The 13,326-nt window shown below is 75.1% G+C and carries 15 protein-coding genes; all 15 read left to right on the top strand.

The features are described from left to right. The first annotated feature begins 1 nt into the window (after window position 1). On the top strand, window positions 2-1,372 hold the full coding sequence (gene flgK, locus KMZ30_RS10830) for a flagellar hook-associated protein FlgK (protein WP_215512273.1): 1,371 nt from the start codon (window positions 2-4) through the stop codon (window positions 1,370-1,372). 37 nt (window positions 1,373-1,409) lie between these two features. Next, window positions 1,410-2,309 carry a flagellar hook-associated protein FlgL gene (gene flgL, locus KMZ30_RS10825; RefSeq protein ID WP_215512274.1) on the top strand — a complete coding sequence of 300 codons (900 nt, stop codon included), beginning with the start codon at window positions 1,410-1,412 and terminating at the stop codon, window positions 2,307-2,309. Between the two features lie 232 nt (window positions 2,310-2,541). Continuing rightward, window positions 2,542-2,898 (top strand): flagellar basal body rod protein FlgB, encoded by a 357-nt coding sequence (locus KMZ30_RS10820; RefSeq protein ID WP_215512275.1) that lies wholly within the window; start codon window positions 2,542-2,544, stop codon window positions 2,896-2,898. Further along, the gene (locus tag KMZ30_RS10815) at window positions 2,898-3,290 is read left to right on the top strand and encodes a flagellar basal body rod protein FlgC (protein WP_030528531.1); all 393 of its coding nucleotides are present in this window, start codon (window positions 2,898-2,900) and stop codon (window positions 3,288-3,290) included. Before KMZ30_RS10820 ends, KMZ30_RS10815 begins: the two co-directional genes overlap by 1 nt. Beyond that, a complete protein-coding gene (gene fliE, locus KMZ30_RS10810) occupies window positions 3,290-3,586 on the top strand; it encodes a flagellar hook-basal body complex protein FliE (protein ID WP_215512276.1) in 297 nt (98 codons plus the stop codon). Before KMZ30_RS10815 ends, fliE begins: the two co-directional genes overlap by 1 nt. Beyond that, a complete protein-coding gene (gene fliF / locus KMZ30_RS10805) occupies window positions 3,583-5,169 on the top strand; it encodes a flagellar basal-body MS-ring/collar protein FliF (protein WP_215512277.1) in 1,587 nt (528 codons plus the stop codon). Before fliE ends, fliF begins: the two co-directional genes overlap by 4 nt. Further along, the gene (fliG, locus tag KMZ30_RS10800; RefSeq protein ID WP_308279641.1) at window positions 5,166-6,182 is read left to right on the top strand and encodes a flagellar motor switch protein FliG; all 1,017 of its coding nucleotides are present in this window, start codon (window positions 5,166-5,168) and stop codon (window positions 6,180-6,182) included. Before fliF ends, fliG begins: the two co-directional genes overlap by 4 nt. After that, window positions 6,166-6,822, top strand: a complete 657-nt coding sequence (locus KMZ30_RS10795) for a FliH/SctL family protein (RefSeq protein WP_215512278.1) — start codon at window positions 6,166-6,168, stop codon at window positions 6,820-6,822. The genes fliG and KMZ30_RS10795 overlap by 17 nt, the downstream gene beginning before the upstream one ends. Further along, entirely contained in the window at window positions 6,819-8,120 is a 1,302-nt protein-coding gene (locus KMZ30_RS10790) for a FliI/YscN family ATPase (RefSeq protein WP_215512279.1), read from the top strand. The genes KMZ30_RS10795 and KMZ30_RS10790 overlap by 4 nt, the downstream gene beginning before the upstream one ends. After that, entirely contained in the window at window positions 8,117-8,554 is a 438-nt protein-coding gene (locus KMZ30_RS10785; RefSeq protein ID WP_215512280.1) for a hypothetical protein, read from the top strand. Before KMZ30_RS10790 ends, KMZ30_RS10785 begins: the two co-directional genes overlap by 4 nt. Beyond that, window positions 8,551-9,555, top strand: coding sequence for a transglycosylase SLT domain-containing protein (locus KMZ30_RS10780; protein ID WP_215512281.1), 1,005 nt, complete (start codon window positions 8,551-8,553; stop codon window positions 9,553-9,555). The genes KMZ30_RS10785 and KMZ30_RS10780 overlap by 4 nt, the downstream gene beginning before the upstream one ends. Beyond that, a complete protein-coding gene (locus tag KMZ30_RS10775) occupies window positions 9,555-11,075 on the top strand; it encodes a flagellar hook-length control protein FliK (protein WP_215512282.1) in 1,521 nt (506 codons plus the stop codon). The genes KMZ30_RS10780 and KMZ30_RS10775 overlap by 1 nt, the downstream gene beginning before the upstream one ends. Before the next feature lie 5 nt (window positions 11,076-11,080). Further along, window positions 11,081-11,512 (top strand): flagellar hook assembly protein FlgD, encoded by a 432-nt coding sequence (locus KMZ30_RS10770; RefSeq protein ID WP_215512283.1) that lies wholly within the window; start codon window positions 11,081-11,083, stop codon window positions 11,510-11,512. A gap of 47 nt (window positions 11,513-11,559) precedes the next feature. Then, window positions 11,560-12,786, top strand: a complete 1,227-nt coding sequence (locus tag KMZ30_RS10765) for a flagellar hook protein FlgE (protein ID WP_215512284.1) — start codon at window positions 11,560-11,562, stop codon at window positions 12,784-12,786. A 14-nt stretch (window positions 12,787-12,800) separates the two neighbouring features. Continuing rightward, on the top strand, window positions 12,801-13,325 hold the full coding sequence (locus tag KMZ30_RS21650; RefSeq protein WP_226902028.1) for a flagellar FlbD family protein: 525 nt from the start codon (window positions 12,801-12,803) through the stop codon (window positions 13,323-13,325). Window position 13,326: the final 1 nt, after the last annotated feature.

Genomic DNA, 13,326 nt, shown 5'->3' with positions numbered 1-13,326 from the left:
GATGTCCAGCGCCTCCTCCCTCGGCATGGGCCTGAGCGCCCTCCAGGCCGCCCAGCGCGGCCTCGAGATCGCCGGCCAGAACATCAGCAACGTCAACACGCCCGGCTACACCCGTCAGCGCATCGACCAGGCGGCGGCGTCGAGCACCGACGTGCCGTCGATGTTCGGGCGCATCCCGGCGATCGGCGAGGGCGTCGTCGTGCTCGGCACGACCCGCATCCAGGACCAGCTCCTCGAGGTCCGTGCGCAGCAGACCCGCGGCGCCGCGACCGCCGCCACCCAGGTCGCCAACGGCTACTCGATGGTCGAGTCGGCCTTCGGCGAGCCGGGCGACACCGGGCTGCAGGCCGGCATGGCCGAGTTCTGGAGCACGTGGGGCGACCTCGCGACCGACCCGACGAGCAGCGCGGCCCGCACGAGCGTGCTCGAGGAGGGCGGCCGCCTCGCCTCCCAGTTCCGCGAGCTCGCCGGCCGGCTCTCGACCCAGTGGGGCGGCACCCGTGAGGCGCTCAACTCCTCGGTCGACCGCGTGAACCGCCTGGCCCAGGACGTGGGTGACCTCAACGACGCCATCCGCGCGTCCAAGGTCGCGGGCGTCAACACCTCCGAGCTCGAGGACCGCCGCGGCCAGCTCATCGGCCAGCTCGGCGACGTCGTCGGCGCCATCGCGCAGCCGATGGAGGACGGCACGATGACGCTGACGGTCGGCGGCTCGGTGCTCGTGTCCGGCGCGCACGTCAGCAGCCTCGCCGTGTCCGGCCCGTCCACCGGCCCCGGTGGCGCGAGCCCTGTGTCGGTCGTCTGGGCGGCCAGCGGCACCCCGGCCACGGTCGGCGCCGGCGAGATCGGCGGGATGCTCACGACGCTGGACAGCACGATCCCGACCGTCATGTCGCGCCTCGACGCCGTCGCCGCCTCGCTCGCGAGCACGGTCAACGCCCAGCAGGCCGCCGGGTACGACGCCACCGGCGCGACCGGGTCCCCGTTCTTCGCCGGCACCTCCGCGGCGTCGCTGCGCCTCGCGCCGCTCACCGCGGCGGGGGTGGCCGCCTCCTCGGCGCCGCCGCCGGCCAGCGACGGCAAGAACGCCGACGGGATGTCCGCCCTCTCGGAGCTGCAGTCCGGCCCCGACGCCACCTACCGCGACCTCGTCGTCTCCATCGGCGTCCAGGTGCAGGGTGCCTCGCGGCGGGCCGACGTCCAGACGGCGCTCGCCGGCCAGGCCGAGTCGGCGCGGCTCGGGGTCTCGAGCGTCAGCGTGGACGAGGAGATGGTCTCGCTCATGGGCTTCCAGCACGCCTACGAGGCGGCCGCGCGCTTCATCAGCGCGGTCGACGAGACGCTCAACACGCTCATGCAGATGGCACGATGACCATGTCCAGCGCCTCGCCCGTCCCCGGAGCACCGCGATGAACCGCGTCACGCCCAGCGCCACCCGCCAGCAGGTCGTCTCGTCGCTGCAGGCCAGCCTCGCGCGCCTGCAGGCGACCCAGGACCAGATCAGCTCGGGCAGGCGCCTCGGCAAGCCCTCGGACTCGCCGACCGACACCGCGACCGCGATGTCGCTGCGCTCCGAGAGCCTGCGCAACGAGCAGCTGCAGCGCGCGATGGACGACGGCGCCGGCTGGCTGGCCAGCGCGGACTCCGCCCTCATGCAGAGCGGCCCCCTGCTGCAGCGCGCGCGCCAGCTCGTGCTCGCGGGGACCAACGACACCAACAGCACCGACGAGCGCGCGGCGATGGCCGCCGAGCTCGACCAGCTGCGCTCGAGCCTGCTCGACGTCGCCAACACCCGCTACCTCGGCCGCGCGGTCTTCGCCGGCACGCAGGACACCGAGAACGCCTACGCGAGCAACGGGGCCTACCTCGGCAACACGACCGCGGTCGAGCGCCGCATCACGACGGGTCCGGACCGGCTGGAGGTCAGCATCGTGGGACCGCAGGCCTTCTCGACCCTCTTCGCCGACCCGAGCGACCCTGCCGGGGCCGGCATCCTGCAGCGGCTCTCCGACGCGCTGCGCAGCGGCGACAAGACGGCGATGGAGCAGGGCCTGAGCGACCTCGACGCCGCGAGCTCGACGCTGCGCACGAGCCAGAGCATCATCGGGTCGCGCACGACGCGGCTGGAGTCGGTCCGCAGCGTCAGCGAGACCGCGGCGACCCGCGCGTCGGTGCAGCTGTCGACCGTCGAGGGCATCGACCTCGCGAAGGCGCTGACCGACCTCAGCGTGCAGCAGACCGCCTACCAGGCGGCGCTCCAGGCGACGGCCAAGGTCGTCCAGCCCTCGATCCTCGACTTCCTGCGCTGACCCCGCAGCCGGTGTAGGCACCGGGAGGGGCTCCGCGCAAGCCGAGCGGGGAGGTCGGGCCGAGCGTCGGAACGTGACTCGGCCGTTCGGCCACACCGTCGTTGGCGCCTCAAGTCGCCCGGGGGGACGCCGATGGGGCAGGCGGTCATGGATGGCCGTCAGCCGCCAGGGACGCGCGGCGTACCCGACGCACCACCGTTCGCGGATGGTGCGTGACGCCTCCAGGAGAACCATGATCGACCCCGTCGGCGACAGCACGTTCCGTGCTCTGGGCCGGGCGCTCACCGGTCTGTCGGTGCGCCAGCGCACGATCGCGGACAACATCGCGAACCTCCAGACCCCCGGGTACACCGCCGCGCGCGTCGACTTCGAGAGCAGCCTCGCCTCCGCGTGGGCCTCCGGCGGCGACACCGGCTCCTCCGCCATCCGCACGATGGCGTCCTCCGACCCCGCCGGCCTCAACGGCAACAACGTCAACCTCGACGAGGAGACCCTCGCCGCCACCGAGACCGGCCTGTCCTACCAGCTCGGCGTCCAGGCGATGACCGACCGCTTCCAGCGCCTGCGCAACGCGATCGGCGGTGCGTGATGGCCCTCTTCGGTGCGATGAACACCGCGGGCAGCGGCCTCCTGCTGCACCGCACCTGGCTCGACGCGATCTCCGACAACATCGCCAACGTCAACACGGTCCGCCCGACGAGCGAGAACGCCTTCCAGGCCCGCTACGTCGTCGCCCAGTCCCGCGGCAACGGCACCGGCGTGGACGTCGCCGGCATCCAGCTCTCCTCCGCGCAGGGCCGGCTCATCCACGACCCGAGCAACCCGATGGCCGACGCGCAGGGCTTCGTCCGCGCCCCCGACGTCGACCTCGGCGAGCAGATGACCCAGCTGATCATGTCGCAGCGCGGCTACCAGGCGAACCTCGCGACCGTCGAGCGCGCCCAGGCGGCCTACCAGCAGGCGATCGGGCTGGGCCGCTGATGAGCATCAGCCCGATCTCGTCGCTCGGTGCGCTGCCCCCCGTCGGGGCGACCCAGCGCCCCGCCGGCCCCCAGGCCACCGGCTTCGGTGACGCCGTCACGCAGGGCCTCGAGAAGCTCGACCAGCTCCAGAAGGTCAGTGACACCAAGGCCGTCGAGGCCGTCACCGGCCAGCTGAGCGACGTCCACGACTACACGATCGCCGCCAACCAGGCGGCCGTCGCCACCCAGCTGACGGTCGCCGTCCGCAACAAGGCCGTCGAGGCCTTCACCGAGATCATGAGGATGCCCGTATGACCGGCCCGGACCCCAAGGCCCTCCTCGCGCGGGGCGGGAAGATGTTCTCCGACCTCACGGCCGGCCAGAAGATGGTCGCGATGGTCGCGGTCCTCGGGGTCGCGATCGGCGGCTTCTTCTTCGTCCGCTGGGTCTCCACGCCGGCCTACGCGCCCCTGTTCACCGGCCTCAGCGCCTCGGACGCCGGCGCCGTCACCTCCGCGCTCACCGACGCGGGCACGCCCTACCAGCTCGCCGACGGCGGCCAGACCGTCCTCGTGCCGCAGGCGCAGGTCTACCAGCAGCGCATCTCGCTCGCGGGCCAGGGCCTGCCGGCCGGCGGCGGCGAGGGCGCGACCGGCTACTCGCTGCTGGACCAGCAGAGCATGACGAGCAGCGACTTCCAGCAGAAGGTCACCTACCAGCGCGCGCTCGAGGGCGAGCTGGCCAAGACCGTCCAGGCGCTCGACGGCGTGCAGTCGGCCGTCGTCCACCTCGCGGTCCCGCAGGAGGACGTCTTCACCTCCGACGCGGCGAAGCCGACCGCCTCGGTCCTCGTCAAGACCGCCCCCGGCAAGACGCTCTCCTCCGGCGCGGTCGACTCGATCGTCAACCTCGTCTCCGGCTCCGTGCCGAAGCTCGCCGCGGCCGACGTCACCGTCTCGGACGCCACCGGCCAGGTCCTCAGCGCCGGCGGCAACGGCACCGGTGCCGGGGGGACCGACGCGCGCCAGACCCAGCAGCGCGCCGTCTCGGACGCCGCCGCCGCCAACCTCCAGTCGATGCTCGACAAGGTCGTCGGCCCGGGCAAGGCCGTCGTCCGCGTCGACGCCACGCTCAACTTCGACGCCCAGCAGACCGACCGCGAGACCTACATCCCGACCAAGCCGCAGACCACGACGCAGCTGCAGACCTCCAAGGAGACCTACACCGGCACCGGCGCCCCCGCCGGCGGTGTCCTCGGCGGCACGACGACCACGGGAACCGGTGGCACGGGCTCGTACTCGAAGACCGAGACCAGCCAGACCAACGCGCTCGGCACCCTCAAGGAGTCAGTCAAGAGCACCCCGGGAAAGGTCGAGCGGATGTCCGTCGCGGTCCTCCTGGACTCCGCCGCCTCCGCCTCGGTCAGCTCCAACGACATCACCCGCCTCGTCACCGCGGCCGCCGGCCTGGACCCCAAGCGCGGCGACCTCGTCGAGGTCACCTCGCTGCCCTTCGACACCTCCGCCGCCGCCGCGGCGCAGAAGGAGCTTGAGGCCGCCGCCGCGGACGCCAAGCAGCAGAACATGATCGACCTCGCCAAGACCGGCGGGCTCGCGCTCCTCGTCCTCCTGGCCCTCGTCTTCGGGTTCCTCCGCAGCCGCCGCCGCAAGGGCGACGCGGAGCCCGAGGAGCTCGAGTACTACCGCGTGCCCGAGGGCCCGGCCCCCGCCGACGCCGTCCTCGAGATGGCCGAGGCCCGCGCGGCCCTGCCGATGCGCGAGCCGGCCGAGACCCAGCTCGTCACCGCCGGCTCCGGCGCGGTCGAGTCGATGGCCCGCGACAACCCCGACGACGTGGCCCGCCTGCTGCGCGGCTGGATCTCGGAGGGGGCGAAGTGACCGTCACCGCCCAGCCGATGAGCGGCCTCCGCAAGGCGGCCCTGCTCCTCATCCAGCTCGGCCCGGACCAGTCGGCGCCGGTGCTGCGCTCGCTGCGCCCGGAGGAGATCGAGGCCCTCATGGCCGAGGTCGCCGCGATGGACGTCGCCGACGAGGAGTCGCGCGAGGCCGTCCTCGCCGAGTTCCAGGACATGGTGCGGGTCAGCAAGCAGCGCACCCGCGGCGGCTTCGACATCGCCGAGGAGATGCTCGTCAAGGCCGAGCACGAGCAGTCGCGCGAGATCCTCGGGCGGCTCTCGACCGCCATCAGCCACGCCCCGTTCGCGTCGCTGCGCACGGTCGACGGCGCCCTGCTGCGCCCCTTCCTCGAGGACGAGCACCCGCAGACCATCGCCCTCGTCCTCGGGCACCTCTCGAGCGAGCAGGCCGCGCTCGTCCTCTCCGGGCTGCCGGACGCGGTCCGCGCCGACGTCGCCCACCGCCTCGCGACGATGGACAAGACGAGCCCCGAGGTCGTCCGGGTCGTCGAGTCCCACCTCGTCCGCAGCCTCGCCACCCTCGGCGACGCCCGCGACCACGTGACCGTCGGCGGCCTCGACCCGCTCGTCGGCATCATGAACCGCTCGCAGCGCGAGACCGAGCGCGCCATCCTCCTCGGCATCGAGGAGCGCGACCCCACCCTCGCCGAGGACCTGCGCTCGAAGATGTTCGCGTTCACCGACATCGTCGACCTCGACGACCGGACGATCCAGCTCGTCCTGCGCCAGGTCGACGCCAAGGAGCTCGCGCTCGCCCTCAAGGGTGCGACGCCGGCGGTGCGGGACAAGGTGTTCCGCAACATGTCCGAGCGCTCCGCGGCCGCCCTCCAGGAAGAGGTCGAGGTGCTCGGCCCGGTCCGCACGGCCCAGGTCGAGGAGGCCCGCTCCGCCGTCGTCAAGGGCATCCGTGCCCTCGAGGAGGCCGGCGAGATCGTCATGTCCCGGGCGGGAGGCAGCGATGACCTCGTCCACTGACCTGCGTCCCACGACCCTCCTGCGCGGTGCGGACGAGCTGCGCCCGGCGAGCTTCGGCCGCCAGCTCGCCCCCGCCGGCGACCCCGCCGGCGTGGGCATCCCCGCCGAGTGGCTCGAGGGCCGCGAGGCCGGGATCGCCGCCGGCCGGCGCGAGGCCGCCGCCGAGCAGGTCGCCTGGCTCGAGCGTGCGGAGGCCGCCGCCGCCGCCGAGCGCGCCGAGCACGCCCGCCGCGTCACCGCCGCCCTCACCGGCATCGGTCGCGCCGCCGAGGACGCCGTCGCCGGGCTCACCGTCCGCGACGTCCTCACCACCGCCGCCGCGCTCGCCGTCGACATCGCCGAGGCGCTCGTCGGCCACCACCTCGAGGTCGACGGCTGCGCCGCCCGCGACGCCGTGGCCCGGGCGCTCACCGAGGTGCCGCGCGGTGGCACCGTCCTCGTCCGCCTCAACCCGGACGACGCCGAGCTGCTCGCAGCGTCCGCCGAGGACCTCGGCGCGCTCGCCCCCACCTCCGTCCTCGAGGTCGTCGCGGACCCCACCGTCGAGCGCGGCGGCTGCCTCGCCGACGTCGGCGACCGCACCGTCGACGCGCAGCTCTCCTCGGCCCTCACCCGCGTCCGCGAGGTGCTCGCGCGATGACCACGACCCTCCACGACGAGCTCGTCGCCGCGGCCCGCCCCCGGGTCACCGGCCGGGTCACGCGCGCCGTCGGCGTCGGCCTCGAGGTCAGCGGCCTCGACGTCGCCGTCGGCGAGGCCGTGCGCGTGGTGGGGGAGCGCGGCTCGATCCTCGCCGAGGTCGTCGCCCTCGACGACGGCGCCGCGCGCTGCATGCCGGTCGGCGAGCTGCGCGGCGTCCGCGTCGGCGACCGCGTCGAGGCCACGGGCGGCCCGCTGCGCGTGCCGGTCGGCGACGGCCTCGTCGGCCGCGTCGTCAACGCGCTCGGCCAGCCGATCGACGGCGGCCCGGCGCTGACCGACGTCCAGTGGGTCGGCACCGACGGCACGCCGCCGCCCGCGATGACGCGCGAGCGCATCAACACCCAGCTCGGCCTCGGCATCCGCGCCTTCGACACGCTCATCCCGTGCGGCCGCGGCCAGCGCATGGGCATCTTCGCCGGGTCCGGCGTCGGCAAGTCGAGCCTGCTGTCGATGATCGTCCGCGGCACCGACGCCCCGGTCACCGTCCTCGCCCTCGTCGGCGAGCGCGGCCGCGAGGTGCGCGAGTTCGTCGAGCACGACCTCGGCCCCGAGGGCCTGGCCCGCGCCGTCGTCGTCGTCGCGACCTCCGACGAGCCCGCCCTCGTCCGCCTGCACGCCGCGTTCACCGCGACCCGCATCGCCGAGTGGTTCCGCGACCAGGGTCGCGACGTCCTCCTCGCGATGGACAGCGTCACGCGCGTGGCGATGGCGCAGCGCGAGGTCGGCCTCGCCGCCGGCGAGCCGCCGACGACCCGCGGCTACCCGCCGTCGGTCTTCGGCATCCTGCCCCGGCTGCTCGAGCGCGCCGGCACGGCCGAGCGCGGCAGCATCACCGGTCTCTACACCGTGCTCGTCGAGGGCGACGACATGAACGACCCGGTCGCCGACGCCGTGCGCTCCATCCTCGACGGCCACGTCGTGCTCGACCGCCGCCTCGCGACCGCCGGCCACTACCCGTGCATCGACGTGCTCGAGTCGGTCTCGCGCGCCAACCGCGCCCTCACCGACCCGCAGCAGCGCGCCGCGGCCGACACCCTGCGCAGCCTCCTCGCGGCCCGCCGCGACGCCAAGGACCTCGTCGAGATCGGCGCCTACGTCGCCGGCACCAACCCGCTCGTCGACCGCGCCCTCGCGCAGAGCGGCGCCATCGACGCCTTCCTGCGCCAGGACCTCGACGACGTCACCGACGCCCGCGACAGCTGGGCCGCCCTCTCGAGCCTGGCGGGTGCGCTGTGAGCACCCGCACCGAGCGCCTGAAGACCGTGCTGCGTGTCCGCACCATCCAGGAGGAGCAGCGCCGCGGCGACCTCGCCCGCGCCGCCGCCGCGCAGGGCCGCGCCGCCGAGGCCGCCGTCGAGGCCGCCGCCCGCTACGGCGCGCGCGAGGTCTGCGGCGTCGGCGTGCCCGTGGACCTCGCGACCTTCCTCGGCACACGTGCCGCCGAGACCCGCCGCGCCGACGGCGTGGCCCACGCCGTCCGTGAGCAGGCCCTCGCCGAGGGCGAGACCGACCGCGCCCGCGCCCTGCTCACCGAGGCGCGCACGCGCACCTCCGGTCTCGAGCGGCTCGTCGAGCGCGCGGCCGAGGAGCAGCGCCTCGAGGTCCTCGCGGCCGACGAGCAGACCGCCGAGGAGTCGGTGCGCGGCCGCCGGACGGAGGACGAGGCGTGAGCGTCGACACCTCCGGCCCCGCCGCCGCCCTCGCCCGGATGGCCGCCATCCAGAGCACCATCGCGTCCGTCTCCGGCGGCGCCCGCACCCAGACGGCGGCCGCCACGGGCGCGTCCTCCTTCGACTCCGTCTACGGCGCGGCGCTCGAGGGCGTCGACGGCAGCGCGGACCTCGGGGCCGGCTCCTTCGGGGGCGGCACCGACGTCGGCTCGCGGGCGGTCGCCGCCGCGAAGAAGTACCTCGGCGTCCCCTACGTGTGGGGTGGCACCTCGCCGAGCGGCCTCGACTGCTCGGGCCTGGTCCAGCGCGCCTACGGCGACGTCGGCGTGCGCCTCCCGCGCGTCGCCGCCGACCAGGCCCGCGAGGGCACGGCCGTCCCCGACCTCGCCCACGCCCAGCCCGGCGACCTGCTCGCCTTCAACTCCCCGGTCACGCACATCGCCATCTACCTCGGCGACGGCAAGATGATCGCGGCCCCGAAGCGCGGGGACGTCGTGAAGGTCCAGGACGTCTACAAGACCCCGTCGGCCATCCGCCGGATCGGCCCGACGGTCGCCGAGGGCGTCCCCGGTGTCGGCGTCGCCGCCATGACCGGTGGTGTGGGGGCGGTCTCGGGCAGCGGTGCGCCGACCGGTCTGCAGCAGCTGTTCTCGGCCGCCACCGCGCGCTACGGCCTCCCGGCCGGCCTGCTCGACGCGGTCGCCAAGGCCGAGAGCGGGTACAACACCCGGGCGGTCAGCGGCGCGGGCGCGCAAGGCCTCATGCAGCTGATGCCGGCGACCGCGCGCGGCCTCGGGGTCGACCCGTTCGACCCGGCCCAGGCCGTCGACGGCGCGGCCCGGATGCTCAAGCGCGACCTCTCGCGCTTCGGCCGGCTCGACCTCGCGGTCGCGGCCTACAACGCCGGCGCCGGTGCCGTGCAGCGCTACGGCGGCATCCCGCCGTACGCGGAGACCCAGCAGTACGTCCGCCGAGTCCTCGGCACCCTGGGAGTGAGCTGATGTCCCTCGTCGTCACGCCGAGCGTCGCGCCGCAGCCCGGCGCCGCGCGCCCCGGGCGCCCCGCCGCGTCCGAGGACGGCTTCGCGGCCGTCCTCGCGGCCCGGTCGGGCGCCGCCCCCGCGACGGGCGAGCCCTCGCACGCGGGGGAGCGCGTCGATCCGGCCGACCCGCGCGAGCGACGGCCCGTCGAGACCAAGCCGGCCCGCGGCCGGGGCGCCGACCGCGCCGGCGACCTGCCGGCCGCCCGCACGACCCCGGACGACGGGGGAGCCGACCGACCGGTCGCCACCGCCGCCGACACCACGGACACCACCGACACCGCCGCGACCGCTGCGGTCGGCACCACCGCCTCCGAGGCCACGCCGACGGCCGTGCCCGCCCCGGCCACCCCGCCCGCGGTCGTCCTCCCCGTCGTCGCCGGCGCCCCGGTGGCCGTCGCCGCGAACCCCGCACCGGTCGACGCCCCGGCGGTCACCGCCGTCGGCGCGGTCGACGCCGCGACCGTCCCGGCCGGTGCCGCCCCCGCGACGCCGGTCGTTCCCGCCGCCGCCCCGAGCACGGCGCCCACGACGACCACGGTCGCCCCGGACCAGGGCACGACGACCGACGGCACGGCGACCTCCGGCGCGACCGTCCCGGCCACGGACGCCGCGACCACCACGGCCCCGGGGTCCGCCACCACCGCCCCCGACGCGGCGGCCCCGACGAGCGCTCCCGCCACGACGCCCGCGACCCCGGCCCCGGCCGGCGCGCCCGCATCGGCGGGTGCCACCGGCGACGCCGCGCCCGCGCCGACGAGCGCTCCCGCCACGACGCCCGCGACCCCGGCCCCGGCCGGCGCGCCCGCATCGGCGGGTGCCACCGGCGACGCCGCGCCCGCGCCGACGACCGGGGCGACGGCGGCCGACGCGCCCGCCCCGGCCGCGACCGACGTCCCCGCGCCCGTCCACGCCGCGGTGCACGAGGCCCTGACGACGGCCGCCGCGAGCACGCCCGACACCACCCCGACACCGACCGTGGTGGCTCCCGCCCTCGCGGCGCCGTCCCCCGTCACCGGCGCGACGGCCGCGGTGGCCACCCCGGCCGCCGCTCCCGTCCCGCAGCCGGCACACACCCAGGTCCTCACCGCCGTGGGTCCGCTCCTCACGGGCGCCGACGGCAGCCACGAGCTGACCATCCGCCTCGACCCCGACGGCCTCGGCGCCGTGCACGTGCGCCTGTCGGTGAGCGGCGACGAGGTGCGGATGCACCTGACCGCCGCCGAGACCGGCACGCGCGACGCGCTCCGCGACGGCCTCACCGAGCTGAAGGCCCGCCTCGAGGAGTCCGGCCTGCGGGCCACCAGCCTCGACGTCGGCTCCGGCAGCACCCCCGGCCGGAACGGCGCCGACGCGCAGGACCTCCGGCAGCCGCGCACGAGCGGGCACGTGACCGTCCGCCACGGCCCGGCGCCACCGCTCGCGGCTCCGACGCCGGCACCCCTCCAGCACACCGACTCCCGACTCGACCTGAGGATGTGAACCCGATGACCACGATCCCCACCGGCGCCGCCGCCGCGGGGCAGGCGGCCGCCGCCGGCTCGACGGCCGCGACGAACGCCGGCAAGAACTCGATCGACTCCGGCGCCTTCCTCAAGCTGCTCGTCGCCCAGCTGAAGTACCAGGACCCGAGCAAGCCGGTCGACAGCTCGGCCTTCATGGCGCAGACCGCGCAGATGCAGATGGTCGAGAGCATGAACCAGCTCGTGTCCCAGAACGCCGCCATCATCGGCGGCCAGAACAGCCTGAGCGCCCTCGCCCTCGTCGGCAAGGACGTCAGCTGGACCGCCGACGGCGTCACCAAGTCCGGTGTGGTGCAGGCCGTCAAGCTCGACGCCACCGGACCCCTCCTCGTCGTCGGCGACGCCGAGGTACCCCTCTCCGTCGTCTCCCGCGTCAGCCAGTCCGGCACGGCCTGAGCCGCGCCGCCCCGACCTCGCACCACCGACCCCGAAGGACCCCCACCATGCTCCGTTCGCTCTTCTCCGCCGTCACCGGCATGCGCAGCCACCAGACCGCGATGGACGTCATCGGCAACAACATCGCCAACGTCAACACCGCGGGCTTCAAGTCCAGCCAGACCCAGTTCCAGGACACCCTCAGCCAGGCGCTGCGCGCCGGCGGCGGCGGCGTCAACCCGGCGCAGGTCGGCCTCGGCGTCCAGGTCGCGGGTGTCGCGACGAACTTCAGCCAGGGCAGCGCCCAGACGACCAACCGCCCGAGCGACCTGATGATCTCCGGCGACGGGTTCTTCATCGTCCAGCAGGCCGGCTCGCAGGTGTACACGCGCTCCGGCGGCTTCTCGCTCGACGACCAGGGCAACCTCACCTCGCCCAACGGCGGTGTCGTGCAGGGCTGGCTGGCCGTCGACGGCCAGATCAACACCGGCACCTCGATGACCGGCCTGCGCGTGCCGACCGGCCTCATCATGGCGCCGACCCCGACGCAGGCGGTCGACGCGGGCGGCAACCTCTCCGCCGACGCCGCGGTCGGCGCGACCGTCGTCAACGGCATCGACGTCTTCGACCAGACCGGCCGCAGCATCCCGGTCACGCTGACCTACACCAAGACCGGCACGGACACGTGGTCCGCCGTCGCCACGGTGACGAACTCGGCCGGCAGCACCGCGACCGTCGGCTCGGCCAACCTCGCGTGGAACTCCACGACGATGGCCTTCACGCCCGAGACGGTGACGTTGACCAACGGCGCGCTCGCCTCCGCGGGCTTCGTCTTCCCCGGCGACGTCGCGGTCAACCTCGCCGGCGACGGCACGCCGCTCACGCAGTACGCCGGTGCCAGCACGGCGACCCTGCGCGGCCAGGACGGCTCCTCGGCCGGCCAGCTGCAGAGCTGGGGCGTGGGCGCCGACGGCGTCATCACGGGCTCGTTCTCCAACGGGCGCACCCAGTCCCTCGGCATGGTCGCCCTCGCGTACTTCGGCAACCCGGAGGGCCTCGAGAAGGCCGGCGACACCTCGTACCGCGTCTCCGCCGCCTCCGGCCAGCCGGCCATCGGCGTGCCGGGCTCCGGCGGGCGCGGGTCCATCGCGGCCGGCCGGCTCGAGATGAGCAACGTCGACCTCGCGCAGGAGTTCACGAACCTCGTGATGATCCAGCGCGGCTTCCAGGCCAACTCCCGCGTCGTCAGCGCCTCCGACGAGATCCTCCAGGACCTCGTCAACCTCAAGCGCTGAGCCGGAGCCGGTCGATGACCGACGGTCCCACGGCGGGCCCGCCCCCCTCGGGGGCGGGCCCGCTGGCGTGCCCGTCGGCCCGCCCCGCGCACGACCTCCCGCAGGACCTCCCGCACGACCCCTCGCACGACCCAGCGGACGGCCCGGTGGCCCCCGCGATCCCCCTCGTCGGTACCCGCCAGGACCTCAAGTCCTGGGCCCGGCTGCCGATGGGAACCCCGACGCGCCACGGACGGCGCATCCAGCACACCCAGGACGGACCCGGCCCCATGATCATCCTCACCCGCCGCAACGGCACGCGCTTCGGGATCAACCCCGACCTCGTCGAGCGCGTCGACGAGACCCCGGACACCATCGTCCTGCTCGTCACCGGCTCGCGCTACGTCGTGCAGGAGACCCTCGACGAGGTCGTCTCGATCATGCGCGAGTCGCGCGCCTCGGTCCTGCACGCCGCCGAGGAGTCCGGCACCGGCCAGCCCGGGTCCCGTCCCGGCGCCGGCCGTGTGGCCCTTCGTGCCGTCCGCGGCCTGGAGGACTGAG

The organism is Phycicoccus mangrovi (assembly GCF_018729305.1).
GTDB lineage: Bacteria > Actinomycetota > Actinomycetes > Actinomycetales > Dermatophilaceae > Phycicoccus > Phycicoccus jejuensis.
Note: the sequence above shows the minus strand (reverse complement) of the source record. Positions and strands in the feature narration are given on the sequence as shown.